General features: G+C 71.9%; 17 protein-coding genes, 2 pseudogenes and 1 riboswitch. Of the genes and pseudogenes, 15 read left to right on the top strand and 4 right to left on the bottom strand.

Going from position 1 to position 19,124, the window contains the following annotated elements; translation table 11 throughout:
- The first annotated feature begins 30 nt into the window (after nt 1–30).
- Nucleotides 31–732, top strand: coding sequence for a LysR substrate-binding domain-containing protein (locus KGS77_RS34870; RefSeq protein WP_347404434.1), 702 nt, complete (start codon nt 31–33; stop codon nt 730–732).
- Here KGS77_RS34870 and KGS77_RS04100 read toward each other — a convergent pair.
- Complete coding sequence (locus tag KGS77_RS04100; protein ID WP_347404433.1) at nt 701–1,264, bottom strand: hypothetical protein; 564 nt, start codon at nt 1,262–1,264, stop codon at nt 701–703. The two genes, KGS77_RS34870 and KGS77_RS04100, sit on opposite strands and share 32 nt — an antisense overlap.
- 420 nt (nt 1,265–1,684) lie before the next feature.
- On the opposite strand from KGS77_RS04100, the gene KGS77_RS04095 reads away from it, so the two are divergent.
- Entirely contained in the window at nt 1,685–2,515 is an 831-nt protein-coding gene (locus KGS77_RS04095) for a carbon-nitrogen hydrolase family protein (RefSeq protein ID WP_242578727.1), read from the top strand.
- Between the two features lie 351 nt (nt 2,516–2,866).
- Nucleotides 2,867–4,572, top strand: a pseudogene (locus KGS77_RS04090) (NAD(P)/FAD-dependent oxidoreductase).
- 69 nt (nt 4,573–4,641) lie between these two features.
- Here KGS77_RS04090 and KGS77_RS04085 read toward each other — a convergent pair.
- Nucleotides 4,642–5,451: a DUF5995 family protein gene (locus tag KGS77_RS04085; RefSeq protein WP_277994181.1), complete on the bottom strand. Its 810-nt coding sequence runs from the start codon at nt 5,449–5,451 to the stop codon at nt 4,642–4,644.
- Between the two features lie 210 nt (nt 5,452–5,661).
- On the opposite strand from KGS77_RS04085, the gene KGS77_RS04080 reads away from it, so the two are divergent.
- From KGS77_RS04080 to KGS77_RS04070, 3 genes and pseudogenes are all read left to right on the top strand, one after another.
- Entirely contained in the window at nt 5,662–6,114 is a 453-nt protein-coding gene (locus KGS77_RS04080; RefSeq protein WP_242578726.1) for a phospholipase, read from the top strand.
- A 304-nt stretch (nt 6,115–6,418) separates the two neighbouring features.
- Nucleotides 6,419–7,802: pseudogene (locus KGS77_RS04075) on the top strand (solute carrier family 23 protein).
- Between the two features lie 210 nt (nt 7,803–8,012).
- Nucleotides 8,013–8,501 carry an acyl-CoA thioesterase gene (locus tag KGS77_RS04070; RefSeq protein ID WP_242578725.1) on the top strand — a complete coding sequence of 163 codons (489 nt, stop codon included), beginning with the start codon at nt 8,013–8,015 and terminating at the stop codon, nt 8,499–8,501.
- Between the two features lie 55 nt (nt 8,502–8,556).
- Here the strand turns inward: KGS77_RS04070 and KGS77_RS04065 are convergent, their stop codons facing one another.
- The gene (locus KGS77_RS04065) at nt 8,557–9,819 is read right to left on the bottom strand and encodes an MFS transporter (protein WP_242578724.1); all 1,263 of its coding nucleotides are present in this window, start codon (nt 9,817–9,819) and stop codon (nt 8,557–8,559) included.
- A gap of 146 nt (nt 9,820–9,965) precedes the next feature.
- On the opposite strand from KGS77_RS04065, the gene KGS77_RS04060 reads away from it, so the two are divergent.
- Nucleotides 9,966–11,258, top strand: coding sequence for an ROK family transcriptional regulator (locus KGS77_RS04060; protein WP_242578723.1), 1,293 nt, complete (start codon nt 9,966–9,968; stop codon nt 11,256–11,258).
- A gap of 43 nt (nt 11,259–11,301) precedes the next feature.
- On the opposite strand, the gene KGS77_RS04055 is transcribed toward KGS77_RS04060, so the two are convergent.
- A complete protein-coding gene (locus tag KGS77_RS04055; protein ID WP_242578722.1) occupies nt 11,302–12,168 on the bottom strand; it encodes an NAD(P)H-binding protein in 867 nt (288 codons plus the stop codon).
- Between the two features lie 157 nt (nt 12,169–12,325).
- Nucleotides 12,326–12,456: riboswitch (FMN riboswitch) on the top strand.
- Between the two features lie 153 nt (nt 12,457–12,609).
- Here KGS77_RS04055 and ribD point away from each other — a divergent pair.
- The 8 genes from ribD (at nt 12,610) to KGS77_RS04015 (ending at nt 18,923) form a co-directional block, all read left to right on the top strand.
- Nucleotides 12,610–13,737, top strand: coding sequence for a bifunctional diaminohydroxyphosphoribosylaminopyrimidine deaminase/5-amino-6-(5-phosphoribosylamino)uracil reductase RibD (gene ribD, locus KGS77_RS04050; protein ID WP_242578721.1), 1,128 nt, complete (start codon nt 12,610–12,612; stop codon nt 13,735–13,737).
- 1 nt (nt 13,738) lies between these two features.
- A complete protein-coding gene (locus KGS77_RS04045) occupies nt 13,739–14,416 on the top strand; it encodes a riboflavin synthase (RefSeq protein WP_242578720.1) in 678 nt (225 codons plus the stop codon).
- Nucleotides 14,413–15,069 carry a nicotinamide mononucleotide transporter family protein gene (locus KGS77_RS04040; protein ID WP_242578719.1) on the top strand — a complete coding sequence of 219 codons (657 nt, stop codon included), beginning with the start codon at nt 14,413–14,415 and terminating at the stop codon, nt 15,067–15,069. Before KGS77_RS04045 ends, KGS77_RS04040 begins: the two co-directional genes overlap by 4 nt.
- Nucleotides 15,066–16,373 (top strand): bifunctional 3,4-dihydroxy-2-butanone-4-phosphate synthase/GTP cyclohydrolase II, encoded by a 1,308-nt coding sequence (locus KGS77_RS04035; RefSeq protein ID WP_242578718.1) that lies wholly within the window; start codon nt 15,066–15,068, stop codon nt 16,371–16,373. The genes KGS77_RS04040 and KGS77_RS04035 overlap by 4 nt, the downstream gene beginning before the upstream one ends.
- Before the next feature lie 148 nt (nt 16,374–16,521).
- Nucleotides 16,522–17,007 (top strand): 6,7-dimethyl-8-ribityllumazine synthase, encoded by a 486-nt coding sequence (gene ribH, locus KGS77_RS04030; RefSeq protein ID WP_242578717.1) that lies wholly within the window; start codon nt 16,522–16,524, stop codon nt 17,005–17,007.
- Nucleotides 17,008–17,143: 136 nt separating this feature from the next.
- Complete coding sequence (locus tag KGS77_RS04025) at nt 17,144–17,416, top strand: phosphoribosyl-ATP diphosphatase (protein ID WP_242578716.1); 273 nt, start codon at nt 17,144–17,146, stop codon at nt 17,414–17,416.
- A gap of 131 nt (nt 17,417–17,547) precedes the next feature.
- Nucleotides 17,548–18,396, top strand: coding sequence for an ATP phosphoribosyltransferase (gene hisG, locus KGS77_RS04020; protein WP_242578715.1), 849 nt, complete (start codon nt 17,548–17,550; stop codon nt 18,394–18,396).
- Between the two features lie 56 nt (nt 18,397–18,452).
- Nucleotides 18,453–18,923, top strand: a complete 471-nt coding sequence (locus KGS77_RS04015) for a PH domain-containing protein (protein ID WP_242578714.1) — start codon at nt 18,453–18,455, stop codon at nt 18,921–18,923.
- The last annotated feature ends 201 nt before the right edge of the window (nt 18,924–19,124 follow it).

The raw sequence follows: 19,124 nt of genomic DNA, 5'->3' as shown, positions 1-19,124 counted from the left end.
ACGTTCACCATCAACGCCAACGACCTGTTCGTGACGGCCTTCGGACCCGCCCTGGTCGCGGGCGCGGCCCGGGAGGCGCCGCGGGTGGTGCTGCGCTTCCTCGGCGAGACCCACGTGGACCTGCCCATCCTGCGGGAAGGCGCCGCCGACCTGGAACTCGGCGTCATCGACAGCACGGAACCGGAGATCCGCATCGAGGAGCTCTACACCGACCGCGGCACGGCGGGCGTACGCGCCGGACACCCGCTGACGCAGGGCACGGTGACCGCCCGGCGCTTCGCCGGGGCGCCGCACATCAACTACTCGCGCCGCGGCCGGCTGACCGGTCCCATCGACACCGCCCTGGCCGAACTCGGGCTGCGCCGCAGGGTGATGACCGTGGTGCCCACGTTCGTGGCGATGATGACGATGGTCCTCCAGACCGACGCGGTGGGGGTGGCACCCGAGCGCACGGGGGCCGCGGTCCTTGCCCGGCTGGGAGTACGTACGTTTCCCATCCCGCTGGACCTGCCCGCCATGCCGGTGGGCATGGCCTGGCATCCGCGGCACGATGCGGACGCCGGCCATGTGTGGCTGCGCGGATTCGTCCGCCGGGTGGTGGCCGAGACGGTCGGACCTGATTCGGCCGCTCCCGCTTCCGTTGCCGCCCGCGCCGCCGCACCGGCCTCCGGTGCACAGGAGACCGGTGCATCGGCCTCCGTCAGTGATCCGGCTCCCACGGAACGACCGTGAAGTCGCCGCGCTCCACGGTCTCGAACGGGGCCGAACTCACGCACTTCGGAAGGTCCTTGGTGGCAGCGGGGTCGTTCGTGGCGGCCCAGCTGTAACCGACCCGGTCGTGTCCGCCCTGGTCGTGGACGGTGAACCCGACCCGCTTGCCCTTGAGCCTCGGAACGTCGGTCTCGGTGACGATGCCGCTGGCCACCGCCACCTTGCCACCCGTGACCAGGCAGTCGATCCGGCCCGTGAAGGCGCCGCTGCCAGCGGAGGAGACATGCCGGACGCTGAAGGTGCCCCGTGCCTGGTCGGGCCGCTGGTCCTTGCGGAACCGGGCGTCGAAAGCGAAGCGGACGTCATCGCCGTCCGACCGGTGGAGCTTGGCGGAGCCGGTCAACCGCGGGTCTTCGGTGACGGGCTTGGGGACGGTCCCGGAAGCGACCGCCGAGCCGGTGGCGGCGGCGGTGATCAGCATCGCCGCCGCCACGGCGGCAAGGCGGGTCCGGGGCGGGCGGTGGTGCGTACGGGACGTGCAGAAACGGCTCACGACAGGCCCTTTCCGGGGCTGGTAGGAGATCGTTCGACCGGCGGTTCCGGACGTCTCATACGGTGCCGTCCGCATCACCGCGGCGCGTCACACCGCGGCGGTAACCCGCCGTCCCCCGCACGGCGGAGGGGACGCGCCGCCCGTACGGCGATGGTCCCGGTGGCACCCGCACCACCTGCCCGCACCCGCGTCGGCGCAGCCGTCGGCGCAGCCCGCGACCCGCCTCGCCGGCCCCTCGCCGGGCCCGGCACCCGCCACCGCGCAACGAATCGCCGCGAAATCCGCCCAACGCGCAACGGATCATCCCCTCGCACGCAACGGAGGCGCCTTGTACGGGCCGATCGGCGGACCGTACCGTCTATGCGTCCCGACCGATCGCACGTCCGTCCGATCGCCCGTTCGTCCATGCCGAGGGGTCCCATGTCGTCGCTGCGTACCGCCCTGCTCCAGAGTTCGGGACGACCCGGCGACGTCGCGGCCAACCTGTGTACGCTGCGGGACACCGCGCGCGAGGCGGCCTCGGCCGGGGCCGGGCTGCTGGTCTGCCCCGAACTGTTCCTGACGGGCTACGCGATCGGCGGTGACCTCCACCGGCTCGCCGAGCCCGCCGACGGCGACAGCGCGCGCGAGGTGGCCCGGATCGCCGCCGAGTACGGCATCGCGATCCTGTACGGCTACCCGGAGCGCGCCGGCGCGCTGGTCCACAACTCGGCGCAGCTCATCGGCCCGGACGGCACCCGGCCGGCGAACCACCGCAAGACGCATCTGTTCGGCTGCTTCGAGCACGAGTGGTTCACACCCGGCGAGGTCCCGGTCACCCAGGCCGAGCTGGGCGGGCTGCGGATCGGCGTCATGATCTGTTACGAGGTGGAGTTCCCGGAACTCGTCCGGGCGCACGCGCTGGCCGGCACCGACCTGCTGCTCGTGCCCACCGCGCAGATGCACCCCTTCCAGTTCGTCGCCGAGTCCCTCGTCCCGGTCCGGGCCTTCGAGAGCCAGATGTACATCGCGTACGTCAACAGGGTCGGCCAGGAGGGCGAGTTGGAGTTCGTCGGACTGAGCTGTCTGGCGGGCCCGGACGGTGTCGTACGTGCCCGCGCGGGCCGTGGCGAGCAGCTCGTGTACGCCGAGGCGGACGCCGAGTTCCTCAAACGCTCACGCGCGGACAACCCGTACCTGCACGACCGGCTCCCCGGCCTGTACGGATCACTGGTCCGGCCGCAGATCACCGCTCTGACACCGGATCACTGATCTCGTATCAGATCGCCGATCTCGTTCCAGATCACCGCTCTGGAACGGAATCACTGATCTGAGTCCGGATCACTGACCCGACTACAGATCACTGACCTCAGACCAGAGCACCGATGCAGAACGAGAGCACTGATCTGAAACAAGAGCAGTGACCCGATACCAGATCACCGCTCTTGCCCCGCCTCATCCCGCCCCGCCTTGCCCCACCCCGCCTCATCCCACCCTGTCCCATCCCGCACATACCTCCGCACACCCCCCACCGCGCGTCCCTCCAAGCCACCGCGCGCCCCTGGAACCGCCCGCGCATCGCGCCCGTCGCGCGCGCCGCACGTCCGCAAGGAGTCCGTACCGATGACGTCCACGGTGCCCACAGCCGCCCACCACGCGGATGACCAGCCGCCCATCACCATGTTCGGGCCGGACTTCCCCTACGCGTACGACGACTTCCTCGCGCACCCGGCGGGCCTGGGCCAGATACCGGCGACCGAGCACGGCAAGGAGGTCGCGGTCATCGGCGGCGGCCTCTCCGGCATCATCACCGCCTACGAGCTGATGAAGATGGGCCTCAAGCCCGTCGTCTACGAGGCGGACCGGATCGGCGGCCGGCTGCGTACCGTCGGCTTCGAGGGGTGCGACCCCTCGCTCACCGCCGAGATGGGTGCGATGCGCTTCCCGCCCAGCTCCACCGCGCTCCAGCACTACATCGACCTGGTGGGCCTTGAGACCAGGCCGTTCCCCAACCCGCTGGCCCCCGGCACCCCTCCACCGTCATCGACCTCAAGGGCGAGACGCACTACGCCCGTACGATCGAGGACCTCCCCGAGGTCTACCGCCAGGTCATGGACGCCTGGAACGCCTGCCTGGAGGAGGGCGCGGACTTCTCCGCGATGAACCGCGCGATCCGCGAGCGCGACGTGCCGCGCATCCGGGAGATCTGGGCGCGGCTGGTGGAGAAACTGGACAACCAGACGTTCTACGGCTACCTCTGCGACTCCACCGCCTTCAAGTCCTTCCGGCACCGGGAGATCTTCGGCCAGGTCGGCTTCGGCACCGGCGGCTGGGACACCGACTTCCCCAACTCCATCCTGGAGATCCTGCGGGTGGTCTACACCGAGGCCGACGACCACCACCGCGGCATCGTCGGCGGCAGCCAGCAGCTCCCGCTGCGCCTGTGGGAGCGCGAGCCGGGGAAGATCCTGCACTGGGCGCCGGGCACGTCGCTGGCGTCGCTGCACGGCGGCTCCCCGCGCCCGGCGGTGACCCGGCTGCACCGTACCGCGGGCAACCGCGTCACCGTCACGGACGCGAGCGGGGACATCCGTACGTACGAGGCGGCCGTCTTCACCGCGCAGTCCTGGATGCTGCTCTCCAAGATCGACTGCGATGAGTCCCTCTTCCCCATCGACCACTGGACGGCGATGGAGCGCACCCACTACATGGAGTCCTCGAAGCTGTTCGTGCCGGTGGACCGCCCGTTCTGGCTGGACAAGGCGGTGGACGGCCAGGGCAACGAGACCGGCCGGGACGTGATGAGCATGACGCTCACCGACCGGATGACCCGTGGCACCTACCTGCTGGACGACGGCCCGGACCGGCCGGCCGTCATCTGCCTCTCGTACACCTGGTGCGACGACAGCCTCAAGTGGCTGCCGCTGAACGCCAACGAGCGCATGGAGGTCATGCTCAAGTCGCTCTCGGAGATCTACCCGGACGTCGACATCCGCAAGCACATCATCGGAAACCCGGTGACCGTCTCGTGGGAGAACGAGCCGTACTTCATGGGCGCCTTCAAGGCCAACCTGCCCGGCCACTACCGCTACCAGCGGCGGCTGTTCACCCACTTCATGCAGGACCGCCTCCCCGAGGACAAGCGCGGCATCTTCCTCGCGGGGGACGACATCTCCTGGACGGCGGGCTGGGCCGAAGGCGCCGTACAGACCGCGCTGAACGCGGTGTGGGGCGTGATGACCCACTTCGGCGGCGCCACCGACCCGACCAACCCGGGTCCCGGGGACCTGTACGACGCCATCGCGCCGGTCGAACTCCCCGAGGACTGAATCCGAGGGCCGTTCAAGGAGCGAACGCCGGGCACCGCCCGCTCACCCCTTCCCCCTCACCCCGCACGCTCATGCGAGCGGGGTGAGCAGACACCGTCCGACCAGCCCCACGCCCGCATCCAGCCGCTCGGCGAACTCCTCGGCGACCTCGGGGAGTCCGCGCAGGCCCCACAGGACGCGGGCGGCGGCCCAGGCGCCGTCCCGGGCCCGGTCCAGGCTCCAGCAGCCGGCGAGGTGGGTGAGCGGGTCGGCGATGTCCAGTACGTCCGGGCCGGGCATCAGGCTCTCCCTGATCCGCTCCTCCATACCGGCCAGGACCCCGCCGATCCGGTCGAAGTCGCCCTCCAGGGCCGCCGGACCGCACCCCAGGACGCGGCAGGCGTCCACGACGGCCAGCGCCAGGTCGTGCCCGATGTGGGCGTTGATCCCGGCCAGCGCGAACTGCAGCGGTGACACGCCCGGGTGGCGCCGCATCTGGAACAGCGGACGCCAGCAGGCCGGTGGCCGCAGACCCGCGGACGCGGCGTCCACCGCGCCGAAGAAGCGCCGTGCGAACAGCGCGTCCAGCTCGCCGGCCGCCACCGGGTCCTGGAAGGCGCCCGCACCGATCCGCAGCGCCACCTCTTCGGTGACCGTCAGGTAGACCTGGTTGAAGACGGCCACACCGTCCGTGGGCGGCAGTGCGGCGCGCAGCGTCCGCATCCGCGCCAGCACCTCCTCCACGGCCGTCGCCGCCCGTGGAGCGGGGTACGGGGCCCCGGCCGGGTCCGCCGCGTCGGGAACCGCCAGGACCGGGCCGGCCGTGACCGGGCCCACCGCGTCGCCCTGCCCGTACCGCCCGCCGGGCGCAGCCGTACCGGGCCGCCGAGTCGTCGTCATCCGCTCAGCGTGACACCGGTGATACGCAGCACATGCGTGATGCGCGAGCGTATGACCGGAACGAGGTAACCCCCGGCGTGCCTGCTTGTTGCCCGTGCGTTTTTAAGTCACGCCTTAAACCACTGTGGCCACTTCTGTGTGATCGCTAGTTTCTGCCTCCGACACAGCGCCCCGGCCCCAACGGGGCGCCCCCCGACGGAGGTTGCCGCAATGTCCCGAAGACTCGCCACCGCGCTGTCCGCCTCGGCCATGACCGTCACCGCCCTGGTCGCGGCGACCGCGCCCGCCCAGGCCGCGCCGGCCGACAAGGCCCAGGTGCTCTCCTCCTGGACGCAGACGAGCGCGAGCAGCTACAACGCGTGGCTGGCGGCTCGTAACAACCAGGCGAAGTGGGCCGCGTACGGGTTCGACTGGTCCACCGACTACTGCTCCAAGTCGCCCGACAACCCGCTGGGCTTCCCCTTCGAGACCTCCTGCGCCCGCCACGACTTCGGCTACCGCAACTACAAGAAGGCCGGCACCTTCCCGGCCAACAAGCCGCGCCTGGACAACGCCCTGTACGAGGACCTCAAGCGGGTCTGCTCGGCGTACAGCGGTGCCAAGAAGGTCTCCTGCGACACTCTGGCCTGGACCTACTACCAGGCGGTCAAGAACCTCGGCTGAGCCGCGGCCGTCCGCCGGGCGCACAGGGTCCGCTGTACGCCCGGCGCGCGCCGTACGCCACACGCCGAGCGTGAGCCGGGGCGCGGGCCCCACCCCGTACCCCGGCTCGCTCGCGCCCCAGCGCCCCCAGCGCTCTCCACCGCCCCGAGCGCCTCTCGCCGTCCTCCACCGCCCTGCGAACGACCGGTTCACTCGCTCAGGGCAGCCACGGCCGGGCTCGTTCGATTTGCCCCCGCCGAAGTGTTGGACTACTCATCACTTCGGCCCCGTGACGTGCGGGGCATGGAACATCTGGAGAGTGATCATGCCTGGCTTCGGGTGGACGCTACACGGGGACGGCAAGCGCCTGGAGCCTGGCGAGGTGGTCAAGCCGGACGAACGGCTGAACTGGGGGCGCACGATCGGTCTCGGGGCACAGCACGTCGTCTCGATGATCGGCGCGTGCTTCGTGGCCCCGGTACTCATGGGCCTGGATCCGAACCTCGCCCTCATGGCATCCGGCGTGGCGACCGTTTTGTTCCTTCTGATGACCAGAGGCGGATTCCGAGCTATCTCGGATCGTCCCTCTCCTTCGTGGGAGTTTCCGCGGTCATCGCCGGCCAGGGCGGGGATGCCGGCACGCTGACAGGCGCCCTCCTCGTCGTCGGCGCCGCACTGGCCGTCTGCGGCGTCATCATCCACATCCTCGGGGCCCGGGTGATCCACGCGGTGCTTCCACCGGTGGTGACCGGCGCCGTGGTCATGCTCATCGGCTTCAACCTCGCCCCGGTGGCAGCGGGACGTACTGGCCGCAGGACCAGTGGAGCGCACTGGCCACCATGCTGTTCACCGGATTGGCGCTGGTGGTGCTGCGGGGCTTCTGGTCGCGCATCGCGATCTTCCTCGGGCTGGTCTTCGGCTATGCGCTGTCCTGGGTCCTGGACCGGACGACGGGAAAGATCCATTCGGCGAACGGGGCCGGTCAGGTCGTCGATCACTGGCGCATCGACTTCTCGGGCGTCGCCAAGGCGGACTGGCTCGGCCTGCCCAGCCTGCACGCCCCCAATTTCTCGGCTTCGGCGATCCTCGTCGCGCTGCCGGTCCTGGTGGCCCTGGTCGCGGAGAACGCGGGGCACGTGAAGGCCGTCGGGGAGATGACCGGCGACTCCCTGGACGACAAGCTGGGTACGGCCATCGTCGCGGACGGAACCGCGACCATGCTGTCCACCGCGGTGGGCGGGCCGGCCACCACCACTTACGCGGAAAACATCGGCGTCATGGCGGCAACCCGTATCTACTCCACCGCGGCCTACTGGGCGGCGGCCGGTTTCGCGCTGCTCTTCGGCCTGTGCCCGAAGTTCGGCGCGGTCGTCGCCGCGATCCCCGGCGGCGTGCTGGGCGGCATCACCGTCATCCTGTACGGCATGATCGGCCTGCTCGGCGCGCAGATCTGGGTACGGAACAAGGTGGACTTCGCCCAGCCGCTGAACCTGGTACCGGTCGCCGCGGGCGTCATCATTGGCATCGGCGGCGTCAGCCTGAAGATCGGTGGCAACTTCGAGCTGAGCGGCATCGCGCTCGGCACCTTGATCGTCCTGACCGGCTACCACGCACTGCGCTGGCTTTCCGCCGCCGCGAAACGCCGCGAACAACCACTCCTGGACGGCGGCACCAGCGAATACGACCAGTCCGCCGACGAATCTCGCTGACGCCCGCACGGACTGCCCGATAAGGACGGACCGCCCGATAAGGACGGGCCGCCCGGTAAGGCCGTCATCGCGGATGCCCGCGATGTGCGCCCGTGGCGGTGGTTCCGCCGACGAACGGGCCCGGCGGCGGAGCGGCTTAAGCGGGCGCTTAGTATGGCGAGGCTTGTCCCAGAAGTCTCAGCAGTAACAGAAGCATCAGGAGAACCCGTCGTGACTGTCGAAGCCCCCCAGGTCCCCACCGGAGCCGTTCCGTACGGGCAACTGGTTCCGGTCACCGTGCACTTCGACGACCTCGACGCGCTCGGCATGCTGCACAACTCGCGCTACCCCCTGCTGGTCGAGCGCGCCTGGGCCGCGTACTGGCAGGAGCGCGGCTTCGGCTTCGAAGGCGACTGGGAGAAGGCCGGCGACCTGAGCAACGTCATCAAGGAGATGCGGGTCAGCTACGAGATGCCGATCGCCCGGCCCGGCGCGTACGCCGTGCACCTGTGGGTCCACAAGATCGGCCGTACGAGCCTGACCTACGGGTTCCGCGTCTGCTCCGCCGACGGTACGGCGACCCACGCCCACGGGCACCGCGTCCTGGTCCGGATCGACGCGCGGACGCTGCGCCCCACCCCATGGTCCGAGCGCGCCCGCGCGATAGCGAACGAACTGCTCGGTCCGCAGACGATCGCCGAGGCAGCCGAGGCGGCGTGACCGGGGAGTGACCTGAGAGCTTGCGAGCCGTCAGGGTTTCCCTCAAGGGGCCCGGTCAGGAGTGCTTCCGGCCGGGCGCCGGCGCCGGGTCATCGGCCGGCGCCGGATCATCGGCCGGGGCCGTGGACGCGCCGGTGACGCCGCGCCCGCGGGGCCGCAGTACGCCCGCGCCGAGGACGAGACCGAAGGCCAGCGCGGTGATCAGGGCGAAGGACGCGGTGAGCGAGGCGGCCTGGGCGATCGAGCCGACCGCGGACGGCGCGATCAGCCCGGAGGTGTAGGTGATCGTGGCGACCCCCGCTATGGCCTGGCTCGGTGCCGGGCCGCGGCGTCCGGCGGCGGCGAAGGCGAGCGGGACCACGACCGCGATACCCAGCCCGATCAGGGCGAAGCCGGCCATGGCCGGCGCCGGGTGGCGGGCGAGGACGATCAGCGCACCGCCCGCCGTGGCCAGCACCCCGCCCGCCCGTACGGTACGGACCGGCCCGAAGCGGGCCACCACCCGGTCGCCCGCCAGCCGGGCGAGTGTCATGGTGCAGGACAGGGCGGTGGTCGAGGCCGCCGCCAGGCCGGCGTCGGTGCTCAGCTCGTCCCGTAGGTAAACCGCCGACCAGTCCAGGCTCGCGCCCTCGGCGAAGACCGCGCAGAAGCCGACCGCGCCGATGACCAGCGCGGACCTGGGCGGCAGCGCGAAGCGGGGCGGCGGGTGCTCCTCGGGCGTGCTGCGCAGGTCCAGCGTGCCGTGGCAGACCAGCGCGCCGAGCAGGGTCAGTACGGCCGCGGCGGCGGCCAGGTGCAGCCGGGCGTCGGTGCCGGCGTGCGCCGCGACCGTACCGGCCGCCGAGCCGAGCAGCGCGCCCAGGCTCCACATCCCGTGCAGCCCCGACATGATCGGTTTCCCGAGGCGGTCCTCGGTCTCCACGCCCAGCGCGTTCATCGTCACGTCCGCCATGCCCGAGGACGCGCCGTACACGAGCAGCGCGGCGCACAGGACGTACAGATCGGGGGAGAGGGCGGGCAGCACCAGGGACAGCGTCCACAGGGCGAGCAGGACGCGCAGCGCCGTACGGGCCCCGAGGCGGTGGCTGATCCGGCCCGCGAGCGGCATGGCCAGCGACGCGCCGATTGCGGGGAAGGCCAGGGCGAGGCCGAGCTGACCTGCGCTGATGCCGCTGTGGTCCTGGATCCAGGGGATGCGGGTGGCGAAGTTGCCGGTGACCGAACCGTGGACGAGGAAGACCAGGGCGACGGCCCGGCGTGCGCGGCGCAGGCGGTTCCGGGGGAGCGGGGCGGCGTTCGCGGTACCGGAGTCGGTCATGGTACGTAAATTATCAGGGAACCTGCCTGATAATAAGATCGCCGATATGGCCGGTGAAGCGGGAGGCCGGGACGAGGGAGCGCCGGCCCGCCGCCGGCGATCCGGAGGCCGAGCAGCCCGGTCAAGCGCTCTGAAAGGATTCGCTCATGAATCGCACGCGTGGGCCCGCCGTCGGCCGTACCGCCTCGCCGAGCACCGCGCGGGCCATCAACGACCGCCTCGCTCTACGCCTGTTGGTATCCGAGGGACCCCTGACGGCCGGGCAGCTCAAGGCTCTGACGGGACTCTCCCGGCCGACCGTCGCCGACCTCGTCGAACGCCTCCAGGAGGCGGGTCTGCTCGCAGTGGTCGGCGAGAGCGGCGCGCAGCGGCGCGGGCCCAACGCCCGGCTGTACGGCATCGTCGCCAACCGGGCCCATACGGCCGCCCTGGACCTGCGGCCCCACAGCGCCACCGTGGCGGTCGCCGACCTCCTGGGCCGGGTGCTCGCCGAGCAGACCGTTCCCGTCCCGCCGGGCACCGAACCGGCGCAGGCGGCCGAGGCCGGACTCGCCGCGTTGGAGAAGTGCCTGGTCCGGGCGGACGCCGACCGGCCGCACACCGTCGCCGTGGGCGCGCCCGGTCTCATCGACCCCGCCACCGGACGGCTCGGCGGCACCGACTGGGTCCCGGCCTGGCACACCGCGCTGATCGGCGCGGTCGGCGGGTTCCGTGACACCTCCGTGCTGGTGGAGAACGAGGTCAACCTCGCCGCGCTCGCCGAACAGCGGGCCGGAGCCGCCCGTGACCGCGACACCTTCGTCCTGCTCTGGCTCGGGCACGGCACCGGCGCCGCCGTCGTCCTGGACGGCAGGCTGCGCCGCGGGGCCTCCGGCGGCACCGGTGAGATCGGCTTCCTGCCCGTGCCCGGCACCGGCGCGCTGCCCACGGCGAGTAGCTGCGACGGCGGCTTCCACTCCCTCGCGGGCTCCGCCGCGATCCTCGGCCTCGCGGCGGAACACGGCATCGCGGCAGATCCTGATGCCGTGGCAGGTCCCGGTGCCGCGGAGGAGTACGGCGCCGGGGGCGAAGGGGGAGACGCGGCGCCCGCGCATCCCGCCGAGGCGGCCGTCCGGGCCGCGCTGGCCGCGGGCCCCGCCGCCGCGGGCTTCCTCGACGAGCTCGCCGCCCGTATCGCCGTCGGTGTGGCGGCCGTCAGCGCCGTGCTGGATCCCGGCTGTGTCGTACTGGGCGGCGAGACCGGCCGCGCGGGCGGTGACGTGCTGGCGACGCGGGTCGCCGGGCACCTCGCGCGGATCTCCCCGCTGCGTACGGAGGTCCGTGCCGGGACGGTCGGCGGCCGGGCCGTGCTGTGCGGCGCGGTGCTCGCCGCGACGGACGCCGCCCAGCGGGACCTGTTCGTCCCGGCGGACCGGAAGCCGGCAGCGGCGCCCGGGTGATCCCGGGCTCCCAGGCCCCCGGGCTCACACATGCTCACCCGGATCACCCCCACCGTCTTGAGCCCCTGCGGGGACGTACCCCCATGACCAGCCCGTCCTCCGCCCGTCCCCCGGACCGCTTCGCGAGGAACTCCTCGTACGTGACCGTGCCGGTGGCGTGCTCCGGGGCGAGGTGGTGGCCCGAGCGGAAGGCCGCGGCCACCGCGCCCGGGAACCACAGGGGCACCAGCAGGCGCCGCCGGCCCCCGACCAACAGGGTGAGGCGTACCAGTTCGCCCAGGTCACGGACCTCCGGGCCGCCCATGTCCGCGACCCGGCCCGCGGGCGGCGCCGTCGCCAGCCTTGCCAGCCGCCCGGCGACGTCCCGTACGTCGATGGGCTGCACCCGGATGCCGGCCGGCACCGGGATCACCGGGGCGCGGGCGCCCGCCTTGACCAGCCGCAGCACCAGGTCGTGGAACTGGGTCGTACGCAGCACCGTCCAGCCCGCCCCGGACTCCGCCAGCAGCCGTTCGACCTGGAGCTTGTCGCGGTAGTAGCGGAGCGGAACGCGGTCGATGCCGACGATGGAGATGTAGAGGAGGTGCGGTACGCGGGCCCGCCGGGCCGCCTCGATGAGCTGTCCGGCCGCCTGTACGTCACCGCCCGCGGTCATGGTGGCGCAGTGCACGATCGCGTCGGCGCCCCGGACCGCCTCGTCCAGCCCCACGCCGTCCCGCAGATCGACGGCGTACGAGCGCGGACGCGCGCCGGGGTGCGAGCCGGACGAGACGGAGCGTGAACCCGCCTCCGGCGCGCTCACCGGCGCCCGGCGGCTCAGTGAGCGCACCTCGTGTCCCGTGGCCGCCAGCCGTGCGGTCACCGCTCGCCCCAGCGTTCCGGTGCCGCCTGTCACAAGAACCGTCGCCATCGCGATGCAACCCCCTCGTCAAGAGAGCTTCATTGTCCCGCTCCCCGGACAGCCGCCGCCGGGCCGGGAGTTGGCGGCGGCTGTGAGTCAGCACACAGGGTGCGGTCCGCGTGGGCGGCGATCAGACGTGGCAGTATGGAGCCGTACTGACGATACGCAGCGCACTCCGGGGTCGGTGAAAGTCCGAACCGGCGGTTACAGTCCGCGACCCGTCCGCAGCCAGCGGCCGGTTGAGCAGGTGGAATTCCTGCACCGACGGTGAAAGTCCGGATGGGAGGCAGTGCGCGGCGGGTGAGTTCCCGGTACACCGCCGTCGGCGGTCGCTCCGTTCGTCAACGGGCGGCCCGTATTCCCGGCCCCGGTGTATCCGGTGTCTCCTACCCGCTTCATCTGTCGTTCCGACAGCCCCGGAGTCCGTGCCCGAAGAGGCAGGAGGACCCGGTGGCCACCGCAGCCCCCGCCGAGACCGCGGCGATGCGCCGAGCCATTGAACTCGCCGCGCGCGGTCTCGGGCACACCAGCCCCAACCCCGTCGTCGGCTGTGTCGTCCTGGACGCCGCCGGCCGTACCGTCGGCGAGGGCTGGCACCAGCGCGCCGGCGGCCCGCACGCCGAGGTCCACGCCCTGCGCGCGGCAGGCGAGCGGGCCCGCGGCGGCACCGCACTGGTCACATTGGAGCCCTGCAACCACACCGGGCGCACCGGCCCCTGTGCCCAGGCCCTGATCGACGCCGGGATCGCCCGCGTCCGCTACGCCGTCGCCGACCCCGACCCCACCGCCACGGGCGGCGCCGCGACCCTGGCCGCCGCCGGCGTCGACGTAGAGGGCGGCCTGCTCGCCGACGAGGCCGCCGCCGGGAACGAGGCGTGGCTGACCGCCGTACTGCGCCGCCGCCCCTTCGTGCTGTGGAAGTACGCCGCCACCCTCGACGGCCGGATCGCCGCCGCCGACGGCACCAGCCGCTGGATCACCTCCCGGGAGTCCCGCGCGGACGTCCACCGGCTGCGGGCCCGCGCCGACGCGGTGATCGTCGGCTCCGGCACGGCCCGTACCGACGACCCGCAGCTCGGGGCCAGGGTCGCCGGAGTGACCGACGCCGAGGTCACCCAGCCGCTGCGGGTGGTCATCGACACCCGGGCCACCGCCGTCAAGCCCGGCGCCCGCGTCCTGGACGGCACCGCCCCCACCCTGATCGCGGTCGACGAGCACGCCGACGCCACCCACCTGCAAGGACTCGCGCCGATCCTGCGGCTGCCACGCGCCGCGGACGGCACCGGACTGCACATCCCCGCCCTGCTCAAGGCCCTGTACGAACGGGACGTACGCTCCGTCCTCCTCGAAGGCGGCCCGACCCTGGCCGGGGCCTTCCTCGCCGCGGGCGCCGTCGACAAGGTCGTCGGCTACCTGGCGCCCGTCCTGCTCGGCGCCGGCCCCGCCGCCCTCGGCGACGCCGGAATCACCACTCTCGACCAGGCGTTGCGCCTGGACGTCACCGACATCGCGCGGCTCGGGCCCGACCTGCGCATCACCGCGACCCCTGCCCTCCACGCGCTCCACGAGGAGATCTGAAGTGTTCACCGGAATCGTCGAAGAACTGGGTGAGGTCGTCGCCGTGGAGATCCTCGGCGACGGGCCGCCGGCCGACGGGCCCGCCGCCGGCCGTCACGCCCGCTTCCGGCTGCGCGGGCCCCTGGTCACCGAGGGCGCCAGGCACGGCGACTCGATCGCCGTCAACGGTGTGTGCCTGACCGTCGTGGAGAGCGCGGACGGCGAGTTCACCGCCGATGTGATGGCCGAGACCCTGGACCGCTCCAGCCTGGGCGCCCTGGTCCCCGGATCACGCGTCAACCTCGAACGGCCCGTGGCGCTGGGCGGACGCCTCGGCGGCCACCTCGTCCAGGGCCACGTCGACGGCACCGGCACCGTCCTCGAACGCGTCCCCGGCGAGAACTGGGAGGTCGTCAAGGTCTCCCTGCCCCGGGAACTGGCCCGTTATGTCGTGGAGAAAGGCTCCGTCACCGTGGACGGCGTCAGCCTCACGGTCGTGGAGGCCGCCGAGGACTACTTCACCATCAGCCTCATCCCCACCACCCTGGCGATGACCACCCTGGGGATCAAGAAGACCGGTGACCCGGTCAACCTGGAGGTCGACGTGCTCGCGAAGTACGTCGAGCGCCTCCTCGGCAGCACGGCCCGCGATCCGCGGGCCCCTCAGAGCCTTCAGGGCCTTCAGGAGGCCGCGGAATGAGCACGCTGAACTGGCTGAACGGCGAGGTCTTCACGGCCTTCGGGCAGCACGTCATCTGGTCCGACATGGTCGGCAACACCATCGGCCTGGCCGCCCTGGCGCTCGGCTGGCGCCGCTCGATATGGACCTGGCCCGCCCAGTTCCTCTCCGGCGTCATCCTCGTCAGCGCGTACGCCTTCGCCCACCTCAGCGGCGGCGTCGGCAAGCAACTCCTGGTCATCGCGGTGGCCTTGTGGGGCTGGCGGCAGTGGCAGCGCGGCCGGCGCCAGGCACAGGACGGCACCATCGCCGTCCGCTTCGCCACCTGGCGCGAACGCGGACTGCTGCTGGGCGGTACGGCCCTGGGCACCGCGGCCGTCGGCTCCCTGTTCACCCTGGTCCCGCAGCTCTCCTGGAACCCGTGGCCCGACGCGTACATCTTCGTCGGCACCCTGGCGGCGATGGTCGCCCAGGCCCGCGGCCTGGTCGAGTTCTGGTTCGCCTGGCTGCTGGTGGACCTGGTGGGCGTCCCCCTCGCCTTCAGCAGCGGCCTGGCCTTCTCCGGCCTGGTCTACGTCGTCTACCTCGCCCTCGTCCTGTGGGGCATGCGCGACTGGTGGTCGCGTTCCCGTACGACCGCGCAGCAGCCCGTCCTGGAAGGAGCGGCGGCATGACCGCACTGCCGAACTGGTACGACACCCCCGTCCCCGAAGACTTCGGCGGGCACGCGGCCCTGGCCCTGGATCCCGTCGAGCGGGCCGTCGCCGACATCGCCGCCGGCCGCCCCGTCGTGGTCGTCGACGACGAGAGCCGGGAGAACGAGGGCGACCTCGTCGTCGCCGCCGAGATGGCCACTCCCGAGATCCTCGCCTTCATGATGAGCGAGTGCCGCGGCCTGATCTGCGCCCCCATGGAAGGCGCCGAACTCGACCGCCTGGACCTGCCGCAGATGGTCGAGCACAACACCGAGTCGATGCGGACCGCCTTCACCGTCTCCGTCGACGCGAGCGCCGCGCACGGCATCTCCACGGGCATCTCCGCCGCCGACCGCGCCACCACCTTGCGGCTGCTGGCCTCCGGCAGCGCCGAAGCCGGCGACTTCGTCCGCCCGGGACACATCTTCCCGCTGCGTGCCCGCCCCGGCGGCGTACTGGTCCGGGCCGGCCACACCGAGGCGGGTGTGGACCTCGCCAAGCTCGCCGGTCTGCGGCCCGCCGCCGCCATCGTCGAGATCGCCGGTGAGGACGGCACGATGCTGCGGCTGCCCGAGCTGGTCCCCTTCGCCCGTAAGCACGGCCTGTCGATCATCTCCATCGAGGACCTGATCGCCTACCGCCGGAGCGCCGAGCCCACGGTACGGCGGGAGGCCGAGACCCGGCTGCCCACCGCGTACGGCGAGTTCACCGCGTACGGATACCGCTCCACCGTCGACGGCGTGGAGCACATCGCCCTGGTCGCGGGCGACCTCGGGGACGGCCGGGACGTCCTGGTCCGGGTCCACTCCGAGTGCCTGACCGGTGACATCTTCCACTCGCTGCGCTGCGACTGCGGCCCCCAGTTGGAGGCGTCGCTCAAGCGGATCAGCGAGGCCGGCCGCGGCGTGGTCATCTATCTGCGCGGCCACGAAGGGCGCGGCATCGGCCTGCTGTCCAAGCTGCGCGCGTACGAGCTCCAGGAGCGCGGCCGGGACACCCTGGACGCCAACCTCGAACTCGGGCTGCCCGCCGACGCCCGGGACTACGGCGCCGGCGCGCAGGTCCTGGCCGACCTCGGCGTGCGCTCGCTGCGCCTGATGACCAACAACCCCGAGAAGATCGCCGCGCTGACCCGGTACGGGCTCGACGTCCTGGGCCGCGAACCGATGCCCGTACAGGCGGGCGAGCACAACCTGCGGTATCTGCGCACCAAGCGGGACCGCATGGGGCACGACCTGCCCTGGCTGGACGCGGACCGCGCCTCGGCCTGCGGCAACCAGTAGCCGGGTCGGCCTGTCCGGTCGGTCCAGCCACTCCTTAGTCACCTTTTGTCACTTTAATTACCTTTTCAGTCACACCAGTCACCACCAGGCACCTTCAGTCACCCGTACATGAGCGAGTACACCGCACCAACACAGCACTAGGAGAACCGTGAGCGGCAAGGGCGCACCCGAACTGTCCGTGAAGAACTGTGGCGACCTGCGCGTGGCGGTCGTCGCGGCCCAGTGGCACGAGAAGATCATGGACGGCCTGGTCGACGGCGCCCTGCGCGCCCTGTCCGAGCTGGGCATCGACGAGCCGACGCTGCTGCGCGTGCCCGGCAGCTTCGAGCTGCCGGTCGTCGCCAAGGTCCTGGCCGGCCGCGGCTACGACGCCATCGTGGCCCTCGGCGTCGTCATCCGCGGCGGCACCCCGCACTTCGAATACGTCTGCCAGGGCGTCACCCAGGGCCTGACCCAGGTCTCGGTGGACACCGGTGTGCCGATCGGCTTCGGGGTGCTGACCTGCGACGACGAGGAGCAGGCGATCGACCGCGCCGGGCTCGTGGGCTCCAGGGAGGACAAGGGGCACGAAGCGGTCACCGCGGCCGTGTCCACCGCCGCGACCCTGCGCTCGGTCTCCGAGCCCTGGCGGTGAGACCGGCGCAGGCGCCCGCCGGCGTACGCGCCCATGTGCCTGCCGGGGTGTGCGCCGGCGCGTCTGCGGGCGTACGCGCCGGTGGGCGGAGGCGCCGCACGTCGCTCCCGCCGTACCGCGTAGGGTAGGCAGCACCATGTCCAAGAAGACGTTCGAGGAGCTCTTCGCCGAGCTCCAGCAGAAGGCCGCCACCGGCGACCCCGCCACCTCCCGTACCGCAGAGCTGGTTGCCTCCGGCGTCCATGCGATCGGCAAGAAGGTCGTCGAGGAGGCCGCCGAGGTCTGGATGGCCGCGGAGTACGAGTCCGACGCGGCCACCGCCGAGGAGATCTCCCAGCTCCTGTACCACCTTCAGGTGATGATGGTCGCCAAGGGGATCTCCCTGGACGACGTCTACGCCCATCTGTAGACCCGGGCCCGCCTGAGCCCGGGCCCGCCTGAGCCCGGGCCCGCCTGAGCCCGGGCCCGCGGTCCACCGGTACCCCGGGTACCTCCCCCACCACCACCTCAACACCCCTCCGTACGAAGGAAGTCGCCCTCATGCTGCGCATCGCCGTCCCGAACAAGGGTTCACTGTCCGAGCCTGCGTCGGCGATGCTCCATGAGGCCGGCTACCGACAGCGCAAGGACCGCAGGGAACTGGTCCTGGTCGACGCGGACAACGAGGTCGAGTTCTTCTTCCTGCGCCCGCGCGACATCGCGGTCTACGTCGGCTCCGGCAGGCTGGACATCGGCATCACCGGCCGCGACCTGCTGCTGGACTCCGGCTCGCAGGCCGAGGAGATCATGCAGCTCGGCTTCGCCGGCTCCACCTTCCGCTACGCCACCCGCCCGGGCACGGCCAAGGACGTCACCGAGTTCGGCGGCATGACCGTGGCCACCTCCTTCTCCGGGCTGGTCACCCGGCACCTCGCCGAGCACGGCGTGGACGCCTCGGTCGTCCACCTCGACGGGGCCGTGGAGACCGCCATCCAGCTCGGCGTCGCCGAGATCATCGCGGATGTCGTGGAGACCGGTACGACGCTGCGCAACGCGGGCCTGGAGATCATCGGCGAGCCGATCCTGAAGTCGGAGGCGGTGGTCATCCGCCGCACCGGCGCACCGGACGACGACCCGAAGGTGCGCCAGTTCCTGCGCCGTATGCAGGGCGTCCTGGTGGCCCGCCGCTACGTGATGATGGACTACGACATCCGCGTGGAGCACGTCGAGAAGGCCGTCGCGCTCACCCCGGGCCTGGAGTCCCCGACCGTCTCCCCGCTGCACCACGAGGGCTGGGTCGCGGTCCGCTCCATGGTCCCCTCCAAGGACGCCCAGCGCATCATGGACGAACTGTACGAACTCGGTGCCCGCGCGATCCTGACCACCGGCATCCACGCCTGCCGCCTCTGAGCGCCGCGCACGACGGAAGACCACGGACGACAACGGAAGATCACGGAAGACCAGACGTGTCCGCTCCCGAGCCCCTGCCCGAGCCGCCCGAGCTGCCCGGCCTGCCGGTGACCTTCCGGCCGACCCGCACCCGGGCCGTCCTGTACGGCGTCGGCCTCGCCCAGCTCGCCGCCATGACCGCGGTGGCGCTGCTGCTGCCGGGCCTGGGCGGGGGCGAGCGCCTGAGCTTCGTCCTCACCGGCCTGCTCGTGCTCGCCGTCCTGCTGCTGCTCGCCCGCCCCAAGGTGGTCGCCCGGCCGGACGGCGTCACGGTCGTCAACCTGACCACCAAGCGGGAGCTGGCCTGGGCGCAGGTGCTGCGGGTCAATCTGCGGGTCGGTGACGCCTGGGTCCACCTCGACCTCGCCGACGGCACCAGCCTGCCCGCCATGGGCATCCAGCCCGGTATCGCCAGGAGCCACGCCCTGCGGGACGCCCGCGCGCTGCGCGCGCTCGTCGAGGCGCACGGCACCGGTGCGGACCGATGACCGCGTACCGCCACCGCCACGCACCGATGACCCCGTACCGGTAACGACACGTTCCGATGACCCGGCACCGGCTACCACACGGACCGATGACCCTGCCACCGGCACGGTTCGGCTGATTACTCTGGTGAGCGGGGCGCACCGAGCGCCCCGCCCCGTCAGGGGACCACTGCGATTTGAAGGAGTGACTCCTTCCAGCAATGG

The sequence above is a fragment of the Streptomyces sp. MST-110588 genome, assembly GCF_022695595.1.
Classification (GTDB): domain Bacteria; phylum Actinomycetota; class Actinomycetes; order Streptomycetales; family Streptomycetaceae; genus Streptomyces.
This window is presented reverse-complemented; position numbering and strand designations above follow the sequence as displayed.